We start from the raw sequence: 23,641 nt of genomic DNA on the forward strand, positions 1-23,641 counted from the left end.
CGATTTATCGTCCCAGCACGATTTGCGAGCAAGATCACAATATGTGAAGGGGCCGCGGCCATGGCGAAGAAGACCGCCGTACAGCAGTCGGCGTCCGGCAGCCCCACAGGCGCCAGTGCCTCCGCCGGTGCGGCCAAGGACGTGAGCGGGAAGAAGAGCACCCGGGGAGCGGCGGCGGTCGCGAAACGCGCGGTGAACGCCGTGAAGCGGGTGCGGGGGGACGCCGCGAAGGCGGACGCGGGGGCACCCGCGGGGAAGGCGCCCGGGAAGAACGCGGCAGGGAAGAACGCGGTCGCCAAGAAGGCGGCCGTGAAGAAGGTGGCCGCGAAGAAGACGGTGGGGGAGACGGCGGCCGTGGAGGAGACGGCCGTGAGGACCGCGGCGAAGAAGACGGCCGGGAAGGCTGCGGGGGCCAGGAAGGCAGCGGTGGCGAAGGAGGCCCCGGCGGCGAAGAAGGTGTCGGCGGTGGCGAAGGAGGCCCCGGCGGCGAAGAAGGTGTCGGCGGCGGCGAGGGAGGCCCCGGCGAAGAAGGCCACCGCGAAGAAGGCGGTGGCGAAGAAGGCGGTCCCGGAGGCGGCGAAGAAGGTGTCCGGGAAGAAAGCGGCGGCCAAGAAGACGGTGGCAAAGGAGGCACCTGCCAAGAAGGTGCCTGCCGAGACGGTGGGGACCAGGAAGACCGCTGCCGAGAAGGCCGTTCCCGAGGGCACGGCAGCCAAGAAGGCAGCAGCCGAGAAGGCAGCGGCCAAGAAGACGGTGGCCAAGAAGACGGCGGCCAAGAAGACGGCGGCCAACAAGGCCGCGGCCACGAAAACGGCCGCCAAGAAGACAGCGGCCAAGAAGACGGCCGCCAAGAAGGCGCCGGTGAAGAAGGCGGTGGCCGAGAAGCCGTTCTCCGAGGGCGCGGTGGCCGAGAAGCCCCTGCCCGAGGACGCGGTGGCCGAGAAGCCGCCCCCCGAGGAGGCGGTCGACGAGAAGGCCCCAGCCGAGAAGGCCGCCCCCGACAGGGCCCGGGCCGAGAAGGCGACGGCGAAGAAGGTGGCGGCCGCGGAACCGCCCCCCGAAGAGGCCGCAGCCGAAGCGGTGGGGGAGGGGCCGCGCGGGGAGGCGGGTGCCGCCGGGGAGACCGGTGGTGTGGAGGGTCCCGGTGGAGGCGGGGCCGGGAAGAGTACGGCGAAGAAGGCGGGCGCGGCGAAGGCCGCGAAGCAGACGGGAGCCACGACGGTGGTTGCGAAGAAGACTCCTGGCACGGCCCCGGCGGCCCAGACCGCCGTCCCCAAGGCACGCGTCGCCGCGGCGGAACCCGGCGACCTGGCGGTACGCCCGGGTGAGGACCCCTGGACCCCGGAGGAGGTCGAGGAGGCCCGCGCGGAGCTGTCGGGCGAGATGGAGCGGCTGAGGACCGAGATCGCCTCCTCGGAGGCGTCCCTGGTGGGCCTGATGCGGGACTCCGGGGACGGCGCGGGCCACGACGAGGCGGACACCGGGAGTAAGAACATCACGCGCGAGCACGAACTGGCGCTCGCCGCCAACGCGCGCGAGATGCTGACCCAGACGGAGCGCGCCCTGCAGCGCCTCGACGCGGGTACCTACGGCCTGTGCGAGAACTGCGGCAATCCGATCGGCAAGGCGAGGATGCAGGCCTTCCCGCGGGCCACCCTCTGCGTGGAGTGCAAGCAGAAGCAGGAACGCCGGTACTGATCGGCACGGAAGGCGTGCCGTACCCTCGTCCTCAGTCAGGTACCTAGGTCGAGGGACTCACGTGGCAGAGGCGGAGCGCATCATCGGTACGCCGGACAACCCGGACGCGGCGCGGGGCGAGGAGCCGGAGCGGCCGGGCGTCGACGAGAGCGGCGCCGGCGGGACGGGCGAGCGCGTCACCGGTGAGGACGTCACCGGCGGCGCCGGCACCGGAGCCGAGCCGGGGGCCGCTCCCGCGCGGCCCCGCGGCAAGCGGCGGATCGCGGTGCTGTTCGCGGTCGCCGCCGTCGCGTACGTCCTCGACCTGGTCAGCAAGATAATCGTGGTCGAGAAGCTGGAGCACCAGGAGCCGATCGAGATCATCGGCGACTGGCTGCGGTTCGAGGCGATCCGCAACGCGGGCGCGGCCTTCGGCTTCGGCGAGGCCTTCACCGTGATCTTCACGGTGATCGCGGCGGCCGTGATCGTGGTCATCGCCCGCCTCGCCCGCAAGCTCTACAGCCTGCCCTGGGCGATCGCGCTCGGCCTGCTGCTGGGCGGTGCGCTCGGCAACCTCACCGACCGGATCTTCCGCTCGCCAGGCGTCTTCGAGGGCGCGGTGGTGGACTTCATCGCGCCCAAGCACTTCGCCGTGTTCAACCTCGCCGACTCGGCGATCGTGTGCGGCGGCATCCTGATCGTGCTGCTGTCCTTCAAGGGCCTCGACCCGGACGGAACCGTCCACAAGGACTAGGGCTCCCGAGGGCGCGCGGTCGGGACTGTCTCACCCGTCCGGCATACTCGACGGGTGAGCACGATTCCCGAGATCCGTACCCTGCCCGTGCCCGACGGCCTGGAGGGCGAGCGCGTCGACGCCGCCATCTCCCGCATGTTCGGCTTCTCCCGTACGAAGGCCGCGGAGCTGGCCGCGGCGGGCAAGGTGCTGGTCGACGGCGCGGTGGTCGGCAAGTCCGAGCGGGTGCGCGGCGGCGCCTGGCTGGAGGTCGAGATGCCGCAGGCCGCCGCGCCCGTGCAGGTGGTGGCTGAGCCGGTCGAGGGCATGGAGATCGTGCACGACGACGATGACGTGGTCGTCATCGTCAAGCCGGTCGGTGTCGCCGCCCACCCGAGCCCCGGCTGGACCGGCCCGACCGTCATCGGCGGGCTCGCCGCCGCCGGGTACCGGATCTCGACGTCCGGCGCCGCCGAGCGCCAGGGCATCGTGCACCGCCTCGACGTCGGCACCTCGGGCCTGATGGTGGTGGCGAAGTCGGAGTACGCGTACACGTCGCTGAAGCGCCAGTTCAAGGAGCGCACGGTCGACAAGCGGTACCACACGCTGGTGCAGGGCCACCCGGACCCGACCAGCGGCACCATCGACGCCCCGATCGGCCGCCACCCGAACCACGACTACAAGTGGGCGGTCACCGCCGAGGGCAAGCCCTCCGTCACGCACTACGACCTCATCGAGGCCTTCCGCGCGGCGTCCCTGCTGGACGTCAAGCTGGAGACCGGCCGCACCCACCAGATCCGCGTGCACATGTCCGCGCACCGCCACCCCTGCGTCGGCGACCTGACCTACGGCGCCGACCCGACGCTGGCCAAGCGGTTGCACCTGACCCGGCAGTGGCTGCACGCCGTCCGCCTGGGCTTCGAGCACCCGGGCAGCGGCGAGTGGGTCGAGTTCGCCTGCGACTACCCCGAGGACCTGCAGCGGGCGCTGGACCAGGTCCGGGAGGAGACCTACGGATGACCCCGCCCACCCCGTCGGCCCCCGCCGGCCCGCCGTCGTACGTCGTCCGTGTCGCCGAGGAGCCCGCCGACCGCGAGGCGTGCTTCGCGGTGCGCAAGGAGGTCTTCGTCGCCGAGCAGGGCGTACCGGAGGACGTGGAGTACGACGCGTACGACGCCGTCGCGCTGCATGTGCTGGCCGTGCGGGAGGACGGGGTGGCGCTGGGCACCGGGCGGCTGCTGTACGGCGAGACCGCCGCGGAGCGCACCGGCGGCGACCCGTCCGTGGGCGCCCTGGGACGGCTGGCGGTGCTGCGGGACGCGCGCGGGCTGGGCGTCGGCGTGGCACTGGTCCGGGCGATCGAGGACGCGGCCCGCGCGCGGGGCCTCGCGGCGGTGGACCTGCACGCGCAGACGCACGCGCTGGGCTTCTACGAGCGGCTGGGGTACGAGGCGTACGGCCCGGAGTACCTGGAGGCCGGGATTCCGCACCAGGCGATGCGGCGCGCCCTCTAGCGACGGCGGGCCCCGCGGCGGCGGCGGGCGCGTGGCAGGCTGGAGCGGGGGGCGTTGATCGTCTAGACCGTCGGAGCGCTGACCGTGGATCAGTTGGCCCTGTTGTTCGTGCTGTTGCTCGGGGCCGTGGTGAGCGTCCCGGCCGGGGACCGGCTGAGGCTGCCCGCACCGGTGCTGATGACCCTCCTCGGGATCGTGCTGGCGCTGCTCGACTTCGTGCCGAACGTCGACATCCCGCCCGAGCTGATCCTTCCGCTGCTGCTGCCACCGCTGCTCTACGCGGCCGTACGGCGCACCTCCTGGCGGCAGTTCGCGGCGAACAAGCGGCCGATCTTCCTGCTCGCCGTGGCGCTGGTGTTCGTCACCATGCTCTGTGTGGGCGCCGTCGCCCACGCCATCGTGCCGGGGCTGCCGATCGCCGCCGCCCTGGCGCTCGGGGCGCTGGTCGCCCCACCCGACCCGGTCGCCGCGACCGCCGTCGCCGGGCAGCTGGGGCTGCCGCGCCGGCTGGTGTCGATCCTGGAGGGCGAGGGGCTGTTCAACGACGTGACGGCCATCGTGCTCTACCACGTGGCGATCACCGCCGTGGTCAGCGGCACCTTCTCGCCGTGGGAGGCCGGGCTCGACCTGGTGCTGTCCGCCGTCGTCGCGGTCGCGGCGGGGCTCGTGCTCGGCTGGGGCGCGAACCGGCTCATGGACCTGCTGGGCGACCCCACCCTGCAGATCGGGCTGACCCTGCTGGTGCCGTACGCCGCCTACGTACTGGCCGAGGAACTGCACGGCTCCGGGGTACTCGCCGTGCTCACCGCCGCGCTGTTCCTCGCCGAGTACGCCACCGACGCCGACGACGTGATGACCCGGCTCGCCGGGCACACCTTCTGGGACGTCGTCGACACCCTCGTCACCGGGGTCGCCTTCGGGCTGATCGGCCTGGAGCTGCACAACGCGATCCGCACCGCCTCCGGGCGCTGGGGCGAGATGCTGGGCTGGGCGGCGGCGATCGCGGGGGTCGTGATCCTCGTCCGGCTGCTGTGGCTCCTCCCCGCGACCTGGCTCACCAAACGGCTGCACGCGCGGCGCGACTACGAGGACATCCCGATGAGCTGGCGGGAGACCGTCGTCATGTGGTGGTCCGGGATGCGGGGCGTGGCCTCCGTGGCGCTGGCGCTCGCCATCCCGCTGAAGACCGACGACGGATCGCCGTTTCCCGACCGCGACGAGATCGTGTTCATCGCGTTCGGCGTGATCATGGCGACGCTGGTGCTCCAGGGGCTGACGCTGCCCTGGCTGGTGCGACGGCTCGGTGTCCAGGCCGACACCGGGCGGGAGAAGGAGCTGGAGAAGGCGCTGGCCGTACGCGCGGCGAAGGCGGCCAAGCGGCGGCTGCGGGAGATCGAGCAGGTCGAGGAGCTCCCCGAGGAGCTGTCCGAGCGGATGCTGCGGCGGGCCTTCGAGATCGGTGTGCGGATCAGCCCCGACCTCGGCGAGGAGGAGCGGATGGAGGCGCACGCCCAGCGCGCGCAGCGGATGCGGCGGGTGCGGCGCATCGAGGGGGAGATGCTGAGCGCCGCCAGGCACGAGGTCCTGGCGGCGCGCAGCGAACCGGGATCGGATCCCGAGGTGGTGGACCGGGTGCTGCGCCAGCTGGACGTGCGCAGCCTGCGCTGAACCGGGCGCTCAGCCGCTCCGGTCCGCGCGGGGTGTCTCCACCGCGCGGCGGTTCGGTGCCCCGTCGGGGGAGGTGCGGGCGCCCGGCAGCCGGCCCGGCGGCGGATACGCGTCCGCCGTGTTGACCCGGGGCAGGGCGTACGGGTGCTCGCGGACCAGCCAGTCGATCATCCGCTCGCGGACCGTGACCCGGACCGTCCAGACGTCGTCGGCGTCCTTCGCGGTCATCAGTGCCCGTACCTCCATGGTGTTGGGCGTGGTGTCGGTGACCGACAGGTCGTAGGCGCGCCCGTCCCAGGCCGGGCATTCGCGCAGGATGTCCTGGAGCTTCTCGCGTATCGCCTCCACCGGCGCGGAGTGGTCCAGGTGCCAGAAGACGACACCGGTCATCTCCGGGGTGCCGCGCGACCAGTTCTCGAACGGCTTGGAGGTGAAGTACGACACCGGCATCGTGACCCGGCGCTCGTCCCAGGTCCGCACCGTCAGATAGGTCAGGGTGATCTCCTCGACGGTGCCCCACTGGCCGTCCACCACGACCGTGTCCCCGATGCGCACCATGTCGCCGAACGCGATCTGGAACCCGGCGAACATGTTGCTGAGCGTGGACTGCGCCGCGACACCGGCGACGATGCCGAGGATCCCCGCCGACGCCAGCAGCGAGGCGCCCGCCGCGCGGAAGGGGGGGAACGTCAGCAGCATCGCCGCCGCCGCCACCACCCCGACGGCCGCCGCGACCACCCGCATGATCAGCGTCACCTGGGTGCGCACCCGGCGGACCCGCGCGGGGTCGCGCTGGGCCCGGGAGTGGGCATAGCGGGAGTAGGAGGTCTCGACGACCGCCGCGGCGATCCGGATCACGAGCCAGGCGGTCGAGCCGATGAGCACGACCGTGAGCGTGCGGCCGACGCCGACCCGGTGGTCGGGGAACACCTGCGCCTCGACGTACGACGCTCTGAGCAGCGCCGTGCACAGCACGAGCTGGTAGGGGATGCGGCCGCGGCGCAGCAGGCCCCACAGCGGGGTGTCGCCCTGCCGTGCGTCGGCCCTGCGCAACAGCAGGTCGGTGGCCCAGCCGATCAGCAGAGTGAGCAGCACGGAGCCACCGACCACGATCAGCGGTCGGAGTATGTTCTCCATGCCCAGGAACGTAACCGGCCCATGGCCGGGATGAACCTGTGATTCGTCCGACGTTGCGGGTAGTGCCCGGCACCTGCGATGTCACACCCGGCTGGCACCATGGGCTCATGAACATCATGCTCTTTCACTCGACCTATGGCCTCAGGACCGCGGTGCGCGCCGCGGCGGACCGGCTGCGCGCGGCCGGGCACGAGGTGTGGACGCCGGACCTCTTCGAGGGGCGCACGTTCGACACGGTCGAGGAGGGCATGGCGGCCCAGGACGAGATCGGCAAGGACGAGCTGCTGAAACGGGCGGTGCTCGCCGCCGCACCGTACTCGGAGAGAGGGCTGGTCTACGCCGGCTTCTCGCTCGGCGCCTCGATCGCGCAGACCCTCGCGCTGGGCGACGAGAAGGCGAAGGGCCTGCTGCTTCTGCACGGCACCTCCGACCTCGCGCCGAACGTCTCGGTGGACGGTCTGCCGGTGCAGCTGCACGTGGCCGAGCCGGACCCGTTCGAGACGGACGACTGGCTCAGCTCCTGGTATCTCCAGATGGGCCGCGCGGGCGCGGACGTGGAGGTGTACCGGTATGCCGGGGCCGGTCATCTGTACACCGACCCCGACCTGCCGGACTACGACGAGGAGGCCGCCGAGGCCACCTGGCGGGTGGCGCTCGGCTTCCTGGACTCGCTGGACTAGCCGGTTCAGCCGTTGGCGCGGTAGGCGACCCAGTTCTGCTGCATGCGGGTCACCTGGCCGGAGGTGAACTGGTACATGCAGGCGTCGTACGTGTAGTCCATGAAGTTGTGGATCGGGTCTGCCCCCGCCTTGCGGGTGCAGGTGTCCCGGCCCTCGGGGCACTCGTAGGCCGGGCTCTTCTCGGCCGGGGTGTCCTCGACGTAGTCGCCGTTGCCGTTACAGCCGCCCTGGAACGTGTGGTAGAGCCCCAGCCAGTGGCCGACCTCGTGGGTCGCGGTGTCGCCCTCGTTGTAGTTCGCCGCCGAGCCGCCCGGCAGCGAGGCGTCCAGCAGGACCACGCCGTCCATGGACGGGCTGGAGCTGTAGGAGCTGGGGAAGGTGGCCCAGCCGAGCAGGCCGCCGCCGAGGTTGGCGGTGTAGATGTTCAGCGCGTTCGCGCCGCCCTTGCGCAGGGCGGACTTCATGGCCTTCTCCTCCGCCGAGCCGGAGGAGACGTTGTACCAGGCGGGGTTGTCGGTGTAGTCGGTGCCGGCCAGCGTGAACTGGAAGCCGGAGTCGGTGTTGCCGGTGCCCTGGCCGCCGAAGGCGGCGTTCAGCACGTTCATCTGGGCGGTGATGTCGGCGGAGCTGAGCTGGCCGGCGGCGCCGTCGTGGATGACGTGGAAGTAGACCGGGATGGTCGTCGTGGCGGTCGCCGACAGGCTGCGGCCGTTGTTCGGCAGCTTGTCGAGCTTGCGGCGCAGGTCGGCGTCCATCGCCTGGGCCTTGGCGGCGCTCACCTCGTTGGGCTCGGCGGCGTGCTCGCCGGCCCCGGGGCGGGCCTCGCGGGCGTGGGCGTCCGCGTGGGTGTCCGTGTGGGCATCCGCGTGGGTGCCCTCGACGCACTCGGCGGCGGTGGTGGTGGAGGCCGCCGCGGCGCCCGTGGGCGCCGACAGGGGGGTGAGCATCAGAGTTCCGGCCACGACAGCGGTGGCGAGAACACGTCTGCGCGTCGAGGGAGATATCCGGGCAAGCGCACGCATGCTGGCTCCTAGCGGATGCGGTGGGGAATGGGGCACAGGGGTCTTCCTGGCCGCCGCCCGGAGATTACGTGGACATGCTCAAACGGGAAGAGAAGTGATCAGGCCCAATCAAATTCCCGGCAAACAGGGAGGATTGGGGAGGTGAACCGGTCGGCTCGTTTCGGGGTCTGAGATCCGGCCGTAACGAACGCCGTGACCGGGCGGGTGGTGTGTCCGGATTCGGCCATGGCTCGCACCACCCGCCGTAGTGAGGGCAAGGGCGTCGTGATCTCGCCTTAACAGCTCATCGCGCTGCTGCGGTTGGCTGGAAATCGCCCCTCACGCGGGGTTGTCACACCGGGTCGTAGGTGCGCTCGACCTTCTGGGTGCCACTGCGGGTCCGGTAGGAGCGCGCCCACGACGAGGCCGCGTCCGCCTTGGTGCGGTCGGACAGGACGTAGTAGTCCATCTGCGCCCGCTCGGCGGTGAGGTCCAGCACGCCGTAGCCGTGCCGGTCGGTGTCGACCCAGTGGACATGGCGGTTGGCGGCGCGGATGACCGGCGCGGCCACCGCGGAGACGGTGCCCTCCGGGACCTTGACCAGGTCGTCGAGGTTGTCGGAGGTGACCGAGGTGACCACGAACTCCGTGGCGGCCGAGGCGGACAGCGGATACGTCCCGGCGTTCACCGGGACGTCGTTGGCCCACGCCATGTGGATGTCGCCGGTGAGGAACACCGTGTTGCGGATGGCGTTCGCCCGCAGATGCGCCAGCAGCTCCCGGCGGTCGTCGGTGTAGCCGTCCCACTGGTCGGGGTTGATCGCGAGGCCCTCCTGCGGCAGCCCCAGCAGCTTCGCCAGCGGCTTCAGCAGGTCAGCGGAGAGCGAGCCGATGGCGAACGGCGCCATCATCACCGGGTTGCCGACCAGCCGCCAGGTGGTGTCGGAGGCGGCCAGCCCCGCCTTCAGCCAGTCCAGCTGGGCCCGGCCGGTCAGCGTGCGCTCCGGGTCGTCGACCTCGCCGTCGCCGAAGGACACCTGCTGCGAGCGGAAGGAGCGCAGGTCCAGCAGGGACAGATCGGCCAGCTTGCCGAAGCGCAGCCGCCGGTAGGTCGTGCCGGCGATCGCCGGGCGGACCGGCATCCACTCGAAGTACGCCTGCTTGGCGGCGGACTGCCGCGCGGCCCAGGCGCCCTCCGCGCCCTCGGTGTGGTTCTCGGCGCCGCCCGACCAGGTGTCGTTGGCGATCTCGTGGTCGTCCCAGATGGCGACGACCGGGGCGGCGGCGTGCAGCGCCTGGAGGTCCGGGTCGGTCTTGTAACGGCCGTGCCGAATCCGGTAGTCGGCGAGGGTCAGGATCTCGTGCGCCGGGGCGTGCGGCCGGACGACGGTGCCGCGCGTGCCGTACTGGCCGGTGCCGTACTCGTAGATGTAGTCGCCGAGGTGCAGCCAGGCGTCCAGGTCGCCGCGGGCCGCGAGATGGCGGTACGCCGCGAAGTGCCCGGCCTCCCAGTTGGCGCACGAGACGACGCCGAAGCGGAGGTTCGCCACCGCGGCGCCGGCGGCCGGGGCGGTGCGGGTGCGGGCGGCGGGGGAGTCGGTGCCGGCGGCCGAGAACCGGAACCAGTAGTCGGTGGCGGGCGCGAGACCGCGGACGTCGGCCTTGACGGTGTGGTCGGAGGCGGCGGTCGCGGTGACCGAGCCCTTGGCGACGACGTTCATGAACGCCTTGTCCAGGGCGACGGTCCACTCCACCTCGACGTCGGGGCCGAGCCCGGAGCCGGGGACGGCCTCCGGGGTGGGCGTCACCCGGGTCCACAGCAATATGCCGTCGGGGAGCGGGTCACCGGAGGCGACGCCGTGCAGGAAGGCAGGGGCCTCGGCGGCGCGCGCCGGGGCGGCGGCGGCCAGCGGGGCCGCGAGAACGGCCCCGGCCGCGGCGGCCTTGACGACCGTACGGCGGCTCGGGGCGGGCGAGTTGGGGCTGGTGTGGGATCTGAAACGACTGGTCACGGCCGATCAGATTACTGATCGGTAAGGGGCTTGGTAAGCGGACGGACGTGAACGGCGGGCGAACCACGTGGAGTTCGCCCGCCGTTCCGCTCGGGAGCCGTGCCGTTCCGCCCGGGAACGGTCCGGTTCCCGTCCCGCTTACTTGGTGACGCCCGCGTCCTTCAGCGCCTTCTCCCACTCGGCGACGGTGCTCGGGTTGGTGACGACCTTGTCGTTGATCTTGATGGTCGGGGTCGACTTGACGTCCTTCGTCTTGTCGAAGGACTCGCTCATCCGCATAGCCCAGGCGTCGTAGGTGCCCTTCTCGACCGCGTCCTGGAACTTCTTGTTGTTCTTCAGGGCGTCCACCGTGTTCGCCACCTTGATGAGGTAGTCGTCCTCGGCGAACTCGTCGGTCTGCTCGGAGGGGTGGTACTTCGCCGAGTACAGCGCGGCCTTGTAGTCGAGGAACGCCTCGGGGCTGACGTCCAGCGCGGCGCCGAGCGCGCTCAGCGCGTTCTTGGAGCCCTCGCCGCCGAGGTTGCCGTCGAGGAAGGTGCCGAGGGTGAAGGAGAGCTTGTAGTCGCCGTCCTCCATGCCCTTGTTGACCGTCTCGCCGATGGTCTGCTCGAAGGAGGCGCAGGCCGGGCAGCGCGGGTCCTCGTAGAGGTGCACGACGTTGTCGGTCTTGGAGTCGCCGATGAGGACGGTCGTGCCGTCCTTGCCGGAGGTGTTGGCCGGGGCGACGACCTTCGCCTCGGCGGCGGCCTCCCAGCCGGAGGGCTTGCTGCCCTGGACGACGGCGTAGCCGATGCCGCCGGCTATCGCGAGGACCGCGACCATGGAACCGGCGACGATCAGCTGCCGCCTGGTCTTCTCCCGCCTGGCCTGCCGCTCGCGCTCCTGGCGCAGCCGCTCCCGGGCCGCCGTCTTCGCCGCCTGGCTGTTGCGCTTGCTCATCTTCGTGTTCTCCCTGGGATCGCGCACCGGTGTGCGCGCATACGGACAAAGGACTGATCTTGTTCGGAGGCGGTGTCGCTTCGCTCAGGCGTGAGCGAGTGCGACCGCGGGCGAACAGGGCGGTCCTCGTCGTCCCAGGGAGTGCGCCAGCAGCAGATCGCGGGCGGCCGGCGCGGGCGCGGTGCGCGGCGCCGGGCGCGGCAGCCGGCGGCCCGTCCGGACGGGCCGGGTCACCACCGCGGCGACCGCCAGCAGCAGCGGGCGGAAGGTGGTCGCGGTCATGGCGTCCAGCAGCTGGGCCAGCGCCCGCTCGCCGCGGCGCAGCCAGGCCGCCGCCAGCAGCCCCACGCCGACATGCGCGCCGAGCAGCAGCCAGGCGGTCTCCGGGTGGGCGTCGGCGAGCAGTGCGGCGATCCGGTCGGTGCCGGTCGTCCCCGCCATCCGGGCCAGCGGGGAGCCCACCTCCCCGCCGCCGCACAGCACGTCCAGGCCGACCGAGCGCAGCGGACCGGCGACCGGGCCGCCCGCGCGGCCGTAGCAGGCGTGCTGGCCGGTGGTGAAGACGGTGTCGGCGGCCAGCTCCAGCGGGATCAGCAGCGCGGCGATCCGGCCGAAGCCGCGCTCACGGCCGGCGAGCGCGTAGGCGATCACGAACACGGCGACGGCGATCGCCGCCACCGTGCCGAAAGGCAGCGGGACCCGCGACAGCAGCACGTGCGACGCGGTGCTGAGCGTCACGACGATCGCCGTGAACAGCGCCGCGCGTACGGCTCTGAGCTGGGTCCCTGATATGTCCATCGCGTGGAGAGTGTGTCATGGGCTCCGGTAAGAGACCCCTAAAGGGTTCCTGTGAGGGAGCGCCGGCGGACCGGAACGGCTGGGACTACAGGCCGGGGATCCGGCCGTTGCGGAACAGGTCGAGGAAGATCTGGTGGTCGGCACGCGCGCGTGCCCCGTACGTGTGCGCGAAGTCCACCAGCAGCGGCGCGAAGCCCTCCTCGTCGGCCGCGAGGGCCGCGTCGATGGCGCGCTCGGTGGAGAACGGCACCAGGGACTCCCCGGACTGGTCGTCGGCGGCCGAGTGCATCGACGCGGTGGCCCGGCCCAGGTCGGCGACGACGGCCGCGATCTCCTCGGGGTCGTCGATGTCGCCCCAGTCCAGGTCGACCGCGTACGGCGAGACCTCGGCGACCAGCTGGCCCGCGCCGTCCAGCTCGGTCCAGCCCAGCCACGGGTCGGCGTGCGCCTGGAGGGCGCGCTGGGAGATCACCGTGCGGTGGCCCTCGTGGTGGAAGTACTCCCGGATCGCCGGGTCGGTGATGTGCCGGGAGACGGCCGGGGTCTGGGCCTGCTTGATGTAGATCACGACGTCGTTCTCCAGGGCGTCGCTGTGGCCCTCCAGCAGGATGTTGTACGACGGCAGGCCCGCCGAGCCGATGCCGATGCCGCGGCGGCCCACGACGTCCTTCACGCGGTAGGAGTCGGGACGGGCCAGGGAGGAGTCCGGGAGCGTCTCCAGATAGCCGTCGAACGCGGCCAGCACCTTGTACCGCGTCGCCGCGTCCAGCTCGATGGAGCCGCCGCCGGGGGCGAAGCGGCGTTCGAAGTCGCGGATCTCGGTCATCGAGTCCAGCAGCCCGAACCGGGTCAGCGCCCGGGCGTCGCGCAGCGCGTCCAGCAGTGGGCCCTCGGCGGTGTCCAGGGTGAACGGCGGCACCTCGTCGCTCTTGGCGCCGGTGGCCAGCGCGTGGATCCGCTCGCGGTACGCGCCCGCGTAGATCCGCACCAGCTCGGTGATCTGGTCGTCGCTGAGCGCCTTCGCGTACCCGATCAGCGCGATCGAGGCGGAGAAGCGCTTGAGGTCCCAGGTGAAGGGGCCGACGTAGGCCTCGTCGAAGTCGTTGACGTTGAAGATCAGCCGGCCGGTGGAGTCCATGTACGTGCCGAAGTTCTCGGCGTGCAGATCACCGTGGATCCACACCCGGGAGGTCCGCTCGTCCAGGTACGGCCCGCTGTGTATCCTCCCGCCACCCCGCCCGGCGTTCTCGGAGTCCAGGTCGTGGTAGAAGAGGCACGCCGTGCCCCGGTAGAAGGCGAACGCCGAGGCGGCCATCTTCCGGAACTTCACCCGGAACGCGGCCGGGTCGGCGGCCAGGAGCTCGCCGAACGCGGTGTCGAAGACGGTGAGGATCTCCTCGCCGCGGTGCTCGTCGCTGAGCTGCGGGAACGACATCGCTGGGTGCCTCCTGGTGCGGATGGTGCGTGACCTGTGCGGACGGGGTGCCGGACAGGGTGTCCGCCACCTTGCAACGTCCGACGGTACGCATGAGTGCCCGCGGAGTGTCAGTCCCGAGGCATAGACTTCGACGCTGACCCCGGAACTGTCCGCCCACCCGTCGCCGAGTGTTCTCCTTGGAGGCCGCACCGTGTCAAAGCCGCCGTTCACGCACCTGCACGTCCACACCCAGTACTCGCTGCTGGACGGTGCCGCGCGGCTGAAGGACATGTTCAACGCCTGCAATGAGATGGGCATGACGCACATCGCCATGTCCGACCACGGCAACCTGCACGGCGCGTACGACTTCTTCCACTCCGCGAAGAAAGCCGGAATCACTCCGATCATCGGGATCGAGGCGTATGTCGCCCCCGAGTCCCGGCGCAACAAGCGCAAGATCCTCTGGGGCCAGCCGCACCAGAAGCGCGACGACGTCTCCGGCTCCGGTGGTTACACCCACAAGACGATGTGGGCGGTGAACAAGACCGGTCTGCACAACCTCTTCCGGCTCTCCTCGGACGCGTACGCCGAGGGCTGGCTGCAGAAGTGGCCCCGGATGGACAAGGAGACCATCGCCAAGTGGTCCGAGGGCATCGTCGCCTCCACCGGCTGCCCCTCCGGCGAGGTGCAGACCCGGCTGCGCCTCGGCCACTTCGACGAGGCCCTGAAGGCCGCCGCCGACTACCAGGACATCTTCGGCAAGGACCGCTACTTCCTGGAGCTGATGGACCACGGCATCGAGATCGAGCGCCGGGTCCGCGACGGCCTGCTGGACATCGCCAAGAAGCTCGGCATCCCCCCGCTGGTCACCAACGACTCGCACTACACGTACGCGCACGAGGCCGGCGCCCACGACGCCCTGCTGTGCATCCAGACCGGCAAGAACCTCTCCGACCCGGACCGCTTCAAGTTCGACGGCACGGGCTACTACCTGAAGTCGACCGAGGAGATGTACGCCATCGACTCCTCGGACGCCTGGCAGCAGGGCTGCGCGAACACCGCGCTGATCGCCGAGATGGTCGACACCACCGGCATGTTCGAGAAGCGCGACCTCATGCCCAAGTTCGACATCCCCGAGGGCTACACCGAGGTCAGCTGGTTCCGCGAGGAGACCATGCGCGGCATGCACCGCCGCTTCCCGGACGGCATCCCGGACGACCGCATGAAGCAGGTCGAGTACGAGATGGACACGATCATCTCGATGGGCTTCCCGGGCTACTTCCTCGTCGTCGCCGACTTCATCATGTGGGCGAAGAAGCAGGGCATCGCCGTCGGCCCCGGCCGGGGCTCCGCGGCCGGTTCGATCGTCGCCTACGCCCTCGGCATCACCGACCTCGACCCGATCCCGCACGGCCTGATCTTCGAGCGGTTCCTCAACCCCGAGCGCATCTCGATGCCCGATGTCGACATCGACTTCGACGAGCGCCGGCGCGTCGAGGTGATCAGGTACGTGACGGAGAAGTACGGCGCCGACAAGGTCGCCATGATCGGCACCTACGGCACCATCAAGGCCAAGAACGCGATCAAGGACTCCGCGCGCGTGCTCGGCTACCCGTACGCGATGGGCGACCGCATCACCAAGGCCATGCCGCCGGACGTCCTCGGCAAGGGCATCCCGCTCTCCGGCATCACCGACCCCAGCCACCCCCGCTACTCGGAGGCGGGCGAGGTCCGGGCGATGTACGAGAACGAGCCGGACGTGAAGAAGGTCATCGACACCGCGCGCGGCGTGGAGGGCCTGGTCCGGCAGATGGGCGTCCACGCGGCCGGCGTGATCATGTCCAGCGAGACCATCACCGAGCACGTCCCCGTCTGGGTGAGGCACACCGACGGCGTGACCATCACCCAGTGGGACTACCCGAGCTGTGAGTCGCTCGGCCTGCTGAAGATGGACTTCCTGGGCCTGCGCAACCTCACGATCATGGACGACGCCGTCAAGATGGTGAAGGCCAACAAGGGGATCGACATCGATCTCCTGAGCCTCCCGCTCGACGACCCCACGACCTTCGAACTGCTCCAGCGCGGCGACACCCTCGGCGTCTTCCAGTTCGACGGCGGCCCCATGCGCTCCCTGCTGCGCATGATGAAGCCCGACAACTTCGAGGACATCTCCGCCGTCTCGGCCCTCTACCGGCCGGGCCCGATGGGCATGAACTCGCACATCAACTACGCGCTGCGCAAGAACGGCCAGCAGGAGATCACCCCGATCCACCCCGAGCTGGAGGCGCCGCTCAAGGAGGTCCTGGACGTCACCTACGGCCTGATCGTCTACCAGGAGCAGGTGCAGAAGGCCGCCCAGATCATCGCCGGCTACTCGCTCGGCGAGGCCGACATCCTCCGCCGCGTGATGGGCAAGAAGAAGCCGGAGGAACTGGAGAAGAACTTCGTCATCTTCCAGGCCGGCGCCCGCAAGAACGGCTACAGCGACGAGGCCATCCAGGCGCTCTGGGACGTGCTGGTCCCCTTCGCCGGATACGCGTTCAACAAGGCCCACTCCGCCGCGTACGGCCTGGTCTCGTACTGGACCGCCTACCTCAAGGCGAACCACCCCGCCGAGTACATGGCGGCGCTGCTGACCTCGGTGAAGGACGACAAGGACAAGTCGGCCGTCTACCTCAACGAGTGCCGCCGCATGGGCATCCGGGTGCTCCCGCCGAACGTCAACGAGTCGGAGTCCAACTTCGCCGCCCAGGGCGACGACGTGATCCTCTTCGGCCTGTCCGCGGTGCGCAACGTCGGCACCAACGTCGTCGAGTCGATCATCAAGTGCCGCAAGGCCAAGGGGAAGTACACCTCCTTCCCGGACTACCTCGACAAGGTCGACGCGGTCGTCTGCAACAAGCGCACCACCGAATCGCTGATCAAGGCCGGCGCCTTCGACTCCCTCGGACACACCCGCAAGGGCCTGATGGCGCAGTACGAGCCGATGATCGACAACGTGGTCGCGGTCAAGCGCAAGGAGGCCGAGGGCCAGTTCGACCTCTTCGGCGGCATGGGCGACGAGAGCAGCGACGAGCCCGGCTTCGGACTCGACGTGGAGTTCTCCACCGAGGAGTGGGACAAGACGTACCTGCTCGCCCAGGAGCGCGAGATGCTCGGCCTGTACGTCTCGGACCATCCGCTCTTCGGTCTGGAGCACGTGCTGTCCGACAAGGCCGACGCGGGCATCGCCCAGCTCACCGGAGGCGATTTCGGCGACGGCGCGGTCGTCACCATCGGCGGCATCATCTCGGGCCTCCAGCGCAAGATGACCAAGCAGGGCAACGCCTGGGCGATCGCCACCGTCGAGGACCTGGCCGGCTCCATCGAGTGCATGTTCTTCCCGGCGACCTACCAGCTGGTCTCCACCCAACTCGTCGAGGACGCCGTGGTGTTCGTCAAGGGCCGCCTCGACAAGCGGGAGGACGTGCCGCGGCTGGTCGCGATGGAGCTCATGGTCCCGGACCTGTCCAACGCGGGCACCAACGCGCCGGTCGTCCTCACCATCCCGGCGGTCAAGGTCACCCCGCCGCTCGTCAGCCGCCTCGGCGAAGTCCTCAGCCACCACAAGGGCGACAGCGAGGTGCGGATCAAGCTCCAGGGGCCGACCAAGACAACCGTGCTGCGCCTCGACCGGCACCGGGTGAAGCCCGATCCGGCCCTCTTCGGCGACCTGAAGGTGCTGCTCGGCCCGTCCTGCCTGGCGGGTTAGCGGTCCACGGCACCGCACAGCGCAAGGGGCGCACCCCCCGCGGGATGCGCCCCTTGTTCGCGTGCCCGGGCATCAACGGCCCGTCAAGCGGACGTCAGTTGTGGCCGAAGCGCTTCTGCCGGCCCTTGCGGGCCAGGTCGCCGGGGGTCACCTGCGGGGAGGGCTGCTCGGCCGGCGACTCCAACACGGACTGCTCGGCCCGCTGCGGCGCACGCTCGGACTGCGGCTGCTTACGGTCACGGTTCTTGTTCTTGGCCATGGTTCTGCCTCCTGTGGGGGATCTAGGGGCCAGGGCCGGGACCAGATTCACACAGGCCGACACGCCGCGCATGTCGGACAATTACCGTCCGTGACACGGCTTGTCGGAGCACGCGCGGGGCGCGACCACCGGCCGATTCCCACAAACGCCACGCCGAAGATCGAGTTCGGGCCGTTAACCCTCGCCCGGTCGGGCAGACTCGAAGGAAGCCCGAAGCAAACCTCCCGGGAAGAGGGTGAGTCGCGTGGACCGCTGCATCGTCCTGGTGGACGCCGGGTATCTGCTGGGGGCCGCGGCGAGCCTCCTCGCCGGAGAGCCCTCGCGGTCCCGGATCACCGTCGACCACACCGCCCTCATCCAAGGGCTCAGGGAGCGCGCCGAGTCGGACACACAGCAGCCGCTGCTGCGCATCTACTGGTTCGACGGCGCCCCCGACCGCGTCCCGCAGCCCGAGCACCGCCGGCTGCGCGTGATGCCCCGCGTCACCGTCCGGCTGGGCGCGCTCACCCGCAGCGACGGCCGCTGGGCACAGAAGGGCGTGGACGCCGCGATGCACGCCGAACTGACCGAGCTGGCCCGCAACCGGGCCTGCTCCGACATCGTGCTGGTGACCGGGGACGGCGATCTGCTGCCGGGCATGATGGCCGCCAAGGAACACGGGGTCGCCGTCCACCTGTGGGCCGTACAGGCCGCCGACGGCGACTACAACCAGTCCGAGGACCTGGTCGCCGAGGCCGACGAGCGGCGGGTGCTGGACCGGGCGTGGATCACCAAGGCCGTCCGCGCGAAGGAGACGGGCGGGGTGTGCGCGCCGCCGCCCGCGCCGCGCCCCGAGATCGCCGCTATCCTGTCCGCGCCGCTGCCCGAGTCCGCGCTCGGCGCGGCGGAGCGGCCCGCCGAGCCGGCCCCGCATCCCGCCCCGGCCGCCGCGCAGAACGGCACAGCGGACCGGGTGCCCGCGTCGAAGGGCGTCCCGACCCCCAAGGACCTGGCCGCCCTACGCGCCCACGGCACCCAGCCCGCCGCGCAGCAACCCACCACCGCGACGCTGCGCTGGTCCTCCGACAAAGGGTGGGTCGACCGCCCCGGGGTCGCCTCCGAGCCGCCCGAGGCCCTGGCCATGCCCACCCTCGCCCAGCTGACCACCGCCGAGCAGCGGTGGGCCGACCGCGAGGAGGACATCACCACGGTCGGCGGCGACCCCTACGAGGTCGGTCAGGTCTTCGCGCGACGGTGGATCTCCCGGCTGGGGGACCAGGGCCATCTCCAGCGGCTGTCCGCGATGTACCCCCGGATCCCGCACCGCATCGACGGCGAGCTGCTCCGCTACGCCGCCCGGTTCGGCCTGCTGGCCCACAAGGACGACCAGATCGACGAACACGACCGCTACGCCATCCGAGCGGGCTTCTGGCGCGAGGTGGACGCCCGCACGGGGGCGGAGCGCACGCCTGTGGGGGAGTAGGGCCGCACGCGGGCTTCCCTGCCAGGCCCCGCGGTCGCTCCTGCCGGGCGGGCCGCGGAACGGCCTGTGCCGGGCGGTTCAGTGCGACCGATACCGGTGGATTCGGGACGTGGGGCGCCCCAGCGTGGATCCCGCTCCGGCCCGGCCCCGCGTCGGCGCGGGCATGCTGCCGGCCCGGCGCGGATGCCCCGCTCGGCACCGGTGGATGCCCCGCTCGGCAGCCGCGGAGGTCCTGCCCGGCCCCGCGTGGGCGTCTCTGTCGCGTGGGGCGCGGAACGCCTCGGGTCGGGTGGCTCCATGTGATCGATACCGGTCGATTCGGGGCGTGGAGGGCGCCCCGGGCGCGGGGGGCGGTCCGGGACCCCGTAGGCTCGTCCCTTGTGAGTACGCGCGCGGTACAGGCCATGGGGGACACGGGTGAGGTCGTGTGCGCGGTGCGCGGGCTGACCAAGACGTATCCCGCGACCCGTGGGCGGCGCGGTGTGCCGGGGACGCCCGCGGTGCGGGCCACCGACGACGTACGGCTCGAGGTGCGGCGCGGTGAGATCTTCGGGCTGCTCGGGCCGAACGGGGCCGGCAAGTCCACCCTCGTCCGCCAGCTCACCGGGCTGATGCGGCCCGACAGCGGCAGTGTGGAGATCCTCGGCCACGACATCGTGCGCCACCCCGAGCGCGCCTCCCGCATCCTCGCCTACCTCGGCCAGGAGTCCACCGCCCTCGACGAGCTGACCGTCTCGCTGGCCGCCGAGACCACCGGGCGGCTGCGCGGCCTGGACGCCCGGCGGGCGCGGGCCGAGCGGGACGCCGTACTCGACGAACTGGGGCTCGCCCCGATCGCCTCCCGGCCGCTGCGCAAGCTGTCCGGCGGGCAGCGCCGGCTGGCCTGCTTCGCCGCCGCGCTCGTCGGCGAGCGCCCGCTGCTGGTGCTGGACGAGCCGACCGCCGCGATGGACCCGGTGGCGCGGCGCGCGGTGTGGTCCGCCGTCGACCGGCGCCGGGCCGAGCGGGGCACCACGGTCGTGCTGGTCACCCACAACGTCATCGAGGCGGAGACCGTCCTCGACCGGGTCGCCGTGCTCGACCAGGGCCGGGTGATCGCCTGCGACACGCCCGCCGGGCTCAAGGAGCAGGTGGCCGGCGAGGTGCGGGTCGACCTGGTGTGGCGGGAGCGGGCGCCGCTGGAGGTTCCGGAGGTCGCCGCGCTGCGGGACCGGGCCGAGGAGTCCGGGCGCCGCTGGACGTTGCGGCTCGCCCCCGAGGAGGCCCGCGCGGTCGTCTCCACCGTCACCGGCGGGGCCGCCTTCGCCGCGCTGGACGACTTCACGCTCACCACGCCGAGCCTGGAGGACGTGTACATGGCGCTCGGCGGGGCCGCGCGGCAGGGGCTGGTGAAGGCATGAGCAGCCGGGCCGCCGCATCCGTACGGAACAGGGCCACCGCCGGAGGGAACGCCGCAGTGAAGAGGAGCAGCGTCGCGTGAGTGTCGTACCCGCAGAGGTTCTGCCGGGGAGTGCCCTGGCCGGCGACGAGGCGCGCCGTCCGGCCGCCGAGCTGGCCCCGGCCGCCCGGCTGTGGCCGGCGCTGTGCGCCGTGTACCGGGCGCAGCTGTCGCGGGCACGGGTGGCGCGGATCCCGCTGCTGTTCGTGGCGACCTTCCAGTCCGTCGGCATCATGATCATGATGCGCGGGGTGGTGGACGGCGGCGGCGAGGCGCGGTACGTCGTGGCCGGCTCGTCGGTCGTGGTCGTCGCGTTCGTCGCGCTGAACCTGCTCGCGCAGTACTTCGGGCAGCTGCGGGCCACCGGCGGGCTCGACCACTACGCCACCCTGCCGGTGCCGCCCGCGGCGGTGGTGCTGGGGGCGGCGGGCGCGTACGCCTCGTTCACCGTCCCGGGCACCTTCGTCACCGCCGCCTTCGGGTGCCTGCTGTTCGGCCTGCCGCTCACCCATCTGTGGATCCTGTTCGCGGTCATCCCGCTCGCCGGCGCGGCGCTCGCCGGGCTCGGGGCCGCGTGCGGGCTGCTCGCGCCGCGGCCGGAGCTGGCCACGCTGCTGGGGCAGCTCGGCATGTCGGCGGCGCTGCTGCTGGGCGTGCTGCCGCCGGACCGGATGCCGGAGATCATCCGTCTCGTACGGGACCTGCTGCCGTCGACGTACGGCGTGGAGGCGTACGCGCACACCTTCTCCGCGCACCCCGACTGGGCCGTCGTCGCCGGTGACCTCGCGGTGTGCGCCGGGGTCGGGGGGATCTCGCTGGCCGTCGCGACGTGGGCGTACCGGCGGGCCGCCGTCCGGTGACGCGCGCGGTGCGCGGGCCTGGCACGATGTCAGGGTGACAGCACCGTTGACTCCGCCTCCGCCGCCGCATGAACAGTCCGCGCACCAGCAGTGGCCGCCGTCGGCCGACGGCGGGACGTACAAAGGTGCCGCGTACGGAGCCCACGGCGGGCAGGGGCAGGACGGCCCCGGGATGAAGACCGAAGTGCGGGAGGCCGCCGTGATCACGGTGGCGCTGGCGCTCGGCGGGGTGCTGCTCGGAGTGGCGTGGAACTGGCTGGCGCCCCGGGTGCCGCTGGTCGGGGACGTCGTGGACGGCCGCTGGGTCGTCTACGTCCGTGACACCGAGGGAGAGCAGGCGGCCGGCGTCGACGGAACGTTCACCCTCCTCGCCCTGGCGTTCGGTGTGCTCACCGGCGCGGTGGTGTTCCTGCTGCGCCGGCGCGGGGGTGTGCCCGTTGTGGTGGCCCTCGGTCTCGGCGGCCTCCTCGGATCCCTGCTCGCCTGGCGCGTGGGCGTCTGGCTCGGACCGGCCCAGGACGTGCTCGCCCACGCCAAGGAGGTGGGCCGCGGTGTGGCGTTCTCCGCCCCCCTGAAGCTGGCCGCGAAGGGCGCGCTGCTCACCTGGTCCATAGGCGCACTCCTCGTACACCTTGGCCTGACGGCCCTCTTCGGCCCCCGCGACCCGGAACCCCACCCGTACCCCCAGGAGCCGGCCCTGCACTGAGCGAGAACCCGCACTGAGCGAGGACCGGCACTGAGCGAGGACCGGCACTGAGCGAGGACCGGCACTCCAGCCCGACGCCGAGCTGCGGCGCGCGACGCGCGGTGTGCCCCGCAGGTGCTACGCGCGGCCGATCGGGGCCACCGTCGCCTTGGTCAGAGTGGCCAGGTCCTGGGGTGAGAGTTCGACCTCGAGTCCCCGGCGGCCCGCCGAGACGCAGATGGTCGTGTGGGCGGAGGCGGAGGCGTCGAGGACCGTGGGCAGTTTCTTGCGCTGGCCGAGGGGGGAGATGCCGCCGCGGACGTAGCCCGTGGTGCGTTCGGCCAGGGCGGGGTCGGCCATCGTCGCGCGTTTGCCGCCGACCGCCGCCGCCAGGGCCTTCAGATCGAGCTGGCCCGCCACCGGGACGACCGCCACGGTGAGGTTGCCGTCCACGTCCGCGACCAGGGTCTTGAACACCCGGTCGGGGGAGACACCCATCGCCTCGGCCGCCTCCTCGCCGTAGGACGGGTGGGAGGGGTCGTGGTCGTAGGCGTGGACCGTGTACGCGACGCCCGCCGCCGTCAGCGCGACCGTCGCGGGCGTGCCGCCCGACTGCTGCTGCTTCTTCGATTTCTTGGCCATCGGATCCCGGTCTTCAGTTCAGACTCGTCGGCCCGCGGGTCAGCTCCGCCGCGGGCAGCGACGGCAGCGTACGGATGATCGCCGTCTCGGTGCGAAGGAGTTTCAGCTCGTCGCGCAGCCGGGACGCGGCGTCCGGGGCCTGGAGCAGCCGCTGCTTGGTCGGGACGTCCAGCATCATCGCCGCCGCGACCAGGTACGACACCACCGACGGCTCGTCCGGCAGATCCGCGCCGGTCGCCAGCGACCGCTCCCGCGCGCCCGCGAGGCGCTTCTGGTACTGCCGGAACGCCCGCAGCACCCCCTCGGCCAGCGCCCCCGCCTCGTCGCCGGGCTCCTCGGGCAGCGTCTCCAGCTCGGCGGTGAGGAACGGCCCCGACGCGTCCACCGACAGCAGCCGCACCCGGGTCGTCCCGGTCGCCAGCACCTCGAACGTGCCGTCGGTCCGCTCCCGGATGGTGGCGGCGTCGGCCACGCAGCCCACGCCGTGGAAGGCCTTCACGGGGTCCGGACCGAACCCGGCGGCGGGCCCCCGCTCCGGCAGCGACGTCGGGTCGGGCATCCCGGGCGCGCTCGGAGCGACCTCGTGGCCGTCGCGGATCGCCACGACGGCGAAACGTCGCGGTTCGTCCTCGGGGGTCTTCAGCAGCGCGCGCATCATGGCGCGGTAGCGCTCCTCGAAGACGTTCAGCGGGAGGACGAGTCCCGGGAACAACACCGAGTTCAGGGGGAAGAGCGGCAGCCGGACGGTGGTCACGACCCCAGAGCCTAATGGTCGCCGGCACCGGCGTGTCCGCCCCGCCCACGGACCGAACGCCTCCCGGGCCGGACCGAACGCGTCCCGGGCCCGCGAGAAGCGACCGGGCCGTTCGCTAGTTGTATTGATCACGAGCGTTGTTGACACTCGCAGGTCTTGATCATGGCGAAGACCTCCGGTGTGGTGGAGCTGTCTAGGACTGCACCACACGGAGG

General features: G+C 71.6%; 20 protein-coding genes. 11 read left to right on the forward strand and 9 right to left on the reverse strand.

What is annotated here, in order from left to right; translation table 11 throughout:
• Positions 1 to 753: 753 nt before the first annotated feature.
• The 5 genes from ACIG0D_RS32385 to ACIG0D_RS32405 all read left to right on the forward strand — a co-directional run bounded on the left by ACIG0D_RS32385 (position 754) and on the right by ACIG0D_RS32405 (position 5,592).
• A complete protein-coding gene (locus ACIG0D_RS32385) occupies positions 754 to 1,698 on the forward strand; it encodes a TraR/DksA family transcriptional regulator (RefSeq protein ID WP_399808212.1) in 945 nt (314 codons plus the stop codon).
• 61 nt (positions 1,699 to 1,759) lie between these two features.
• Complete coding sequence (lspA, locus tag ACIG0D_RS32390; protein WP_399808163.1) at positions 1,760 to 2,431, forward strand: signal peptidase II; 672 nt, start codon at positions 1,760 to 1,762, stop codon at positions 2,429 to 2,431.
• 54 nt (positions 2,432 to 2,485) lie between these two features.
• Positions 2,486 to 3,430 carry an RluA family pseudouridine synthase gene (locus ACIG0D_RS32395; RefSeq protein WP_399808166.1) on the forward strand — a complete coding sequence of 315 codons (945 nt, stop codon included), beginning with the start codon at positions 2,486 to 2,488 and terminating at the stop codon, positions 3,428 to 3,430.
• Positions 3,427 to 3,924, forward strand: a complete 498-nt coding sequence (locus ACIG0D_RS32400; protein ID WP_399808168.1) for a GNAT family N-acetyltransferase — start codon at positions 3,427 to 3,429, stop codon at positions 3,922 to 3,924. The genes ACIG0D_RS32395 and ACIG0D_RS32400 overlap by 4 nt, the downstream gene beginning before the upstream one ends.
• An 84-nt stretch (positions 3,925 to 4,008) precedes the next feature.
• Positions 4,009 to 5,592, forward strand: a complete 1,584-nt coding sequence (locus ACIG0D_RS32405; protein WP_399808170.1) for a Na+/H+ antiporter — start codon at positions 4,009 to 4,011, stop codon at positions 5,590 to 5,592.
• A 9-nt stretch (positions 5,593 to 5,601) separates the two neighbouring features.
• On the opposite strand, the gene ACIG0D_RS32410 is transcribed toward ACIG0D_RS32405, so the two are convergent.
• Positions 5,602 to 6,729 carry a mechanosensitive ion channel family protein gene (locus tag ACIG0D_RS32410; protein WP_399808173.1) on the reverse strand — a complete coding sequence of 376 codons (1,128 nt, stop codon included), beginning with the start codon at positions 6,727 to 6,729 and terminating at the stop codon, positions 5,602 to 5,604.
• Between the two features lie 107 nt (positions 6,730 to 6,836).
• Here ACIG0D_RS32410 and ACIG0D_RS32415 point away from each other — a divergent pair, with 107 nt between their 5' ends.
• Entirely contained in the window at positions 6,837 to 7,409 is a 573-nt protein-coding gene (locus tag ACIG0D_RS32415) for a dienelactone hydrolase family protein (protein ID WP_399808176.1), read from the forward strand.
• A 5-nt stretch (positions 7,410 to 7,414) separates the two neighbouring features.
• On the opposite strand, the gene ACIG0D_RS32420 is transcribed toward ACIG0D_RS32415, so the two are convergent.
• From ACIG0D_RS32420 to ACIG0D_RS32440, 5 genes are all read right to left on the reverse strand, one after another.
• The gene (locus ACIG0D_RS32420) at positions 7,415 to 8,431 is read right to left on the reverse strand and encodes a zinc metalloprotease (RefSeq protein ID WP_399808178.1); all 1,017 of its coding nucleotides are present in this window, start codon (positions 8,429 to 8,431) and stop codon (positions 7,415 to 7,417) included.
• Positions 8,432 to 8,762: 331 nt separating this feature from the next.
• Positions 8,763 to 10,421, reverse strand: a complete 1,659-nt coding sequence (locus ACIG0D_RS32425) for an alkaline phosphatase D family protein (RefSeq protein ID WP_399808180.1) — start codon at positions 10,419 to 10,421, stop codon at positions 8,763 to 8,765.
• A gap of 138 nt (positions 10,422 to 10,559) precedes the next feature.
• The gene (locus tag ACIG0D_RS32430) at positions 10,560 to 11,360 is read right to left on the reverse strand and encodes a DsbA family protein (RefSeq protein WP_399808182.1); all 801 of its coding nucleotides are present in this window, start codon (positions 11,358 to 11,360) and stop codon (positions 10,560 to 10,562) included.
• A gap of 84 nt (positions 11,361 to 11,444) precedes the next feature.
• Complete coding sequence (locus ACIG0D_RS32435; protein WP_399808185.1) at positions 11,445 to 12,158, reverse strand: hypothetical protein; 714 nt, start codon at positions 12,156 to 12,158, stop codon at positions 11,445 to 11,447.
• An 85-nt stretch (positions 12,159 to 12,243) separates the two neighbouring features.
• Complete coding sequence (locus tag ACIG0D_RS32440; RefSeq protein WP_399808188.1) at positions 12,244 to 13,593, reverse strand: DUF2252 domain-containing protein; 1,350 nt, start codon at positions 13,591 to 13,593, stop codon at positions 12,244 to 12,246.
• 193 nt (positions 13,594 to 13,786) lie between these two features.
• Here ACIG0D_RS32440 and dnaE point away from each other — a divergent pair, with 193 nt between their 5' ends.
• Positions 13,787 to 17,326 carry a DNA polymerase III subunit alpha gene (gene dnaE / locus ACIG0D_RS32445; protein ID WP_399808190.1) on the forward strand — a complete coding sequence of 1,180 codons (3,540 nt, stop codon included), beginning with the start codon at positions 13,787 to 13,789 and terminating at the stop codon, positions 17,324 to 17,326.
• A gap of 94 nt (positions 17,327 to 17,420) precedes the next feature.
• Here the strand turns inward: dnaE and ACIG0D_RS32450 are convergent, their stop codons facing one another.
• Positions 17,421 to 17,585, reverse strand: a complete 165-nt coding sequence (locus tag ACIG0D_RS32450) for a hypothetical protein (RefSeq protein ID WP_399808193.1) — start codon at positions 17,583 to 17,585, stop codon at positions 17,421 to 17,423.
• A gap of 244 nt (positions 17,586 to 17,829) precedes the next feature.
• Here ACIG0D_RS32450 and ACIG0D_RS32455 point away from each other — a divergent pair, with 244 nt between their 5' ends.
• The 4 genes from ACIG0D_RS32455 (at position 17,830) to ACIG0D_RS32470 (ending at position 22,051) form a co-directional block, all read left to right on the forward strand.
• Positions 17,830 to 19,047, forward strand: coding sequence for an NYN domain-containing protein (locus ACIG0D_RS32455; protein WP_399808195.1), 1,218 nt, complete (start codon positions 17,830 to 17,832; stop codon positions 19,045 to 19,047).
• Positions 19,048 to 19,472: 425 nt separating this feature from the next.
• Positions 19,473 to 20,447: an ABC transporter ATP-binding protein gene (locus ACIG0D_RS32460; protein ID WP_365758802.1), complete on the forward strand. Its 975-nt coding sequence runs from the start codon at positions 19,473 to 19,475 to the stop codon at positions 20,445 to 20,447.
• Between the two features lie 76 nt (positions 20,448 to 20,523).
• Complete coding sequence (locus ACIG0D_RS32465) at positions 20,524 to 21,345, forward strand: ABC transporter permease (protein ID WP_365758743.1); 822 nt, start codon at positions 20,524 to 20,526, stop codon at positions 21,343 to 21,345.
• Positions 21,346 to 21,379: 34 nt separating this feature from the next.
• Positions 21,380 to 22,051, forward strand: a complete 672-nt coding sequence (locus ACIG0D_RS32470; RefSeq protein ID WP_399808198.1) for an AAA family ATPase — start codon at positions 21,380 to 21,382, stop codon at positions 22,049 to 22,051.
• Positions 22,052 to 22,168: 117 nt separating this feature from the next.
• On the opposite strand, the gene ybaK is transcribed toward ACIG0D_RS32470, so the two are convergent.
• Both ybaK and ACIG0D_RS32480 read right to left on the reverse strand, forming a co-directional pair.
• Positions 22,169 to 22,672 carry a Cys-tRNA(Pro) deacylase gene (gene ybaK / locus ACIG0D_RS32475; RefSeq protein ID WP_399808200.1) on the reverse strand — a complete coding sequence of 168 codons (504 nt, stop codon included), beginning with the start codon at positions 22,670 to 22,672 and terminating at the stop codon, positions 22,169 to 22,171.
• 13 nt (positions 22,673 to 22,685) lie between these two features.
• Positions 22,686 to 23,426, reverse strand: coding sequence for an LON peptidase substrate-binding domain-containing protein (locus ACIG0D_RS32480; RefSeq protein WP_399808201.1), 741 nt, complete (start codon positions 23,424 to 23,426; stop codon positions 22,686 to 22,688).
• Positions 23,427 to 23,641: the final 215 nt, after the last annotated feature.

The organism is Streptomyces sp. NPDC052773 (assembly GCF_044547145.1).
In the GTDB taxonomy this organism is placed as follows: domain Bacteria; phylum Actinomycetota; class Actinomycetes; order Streptomycetales; family Streptomycetaceae; genus Streptomyces.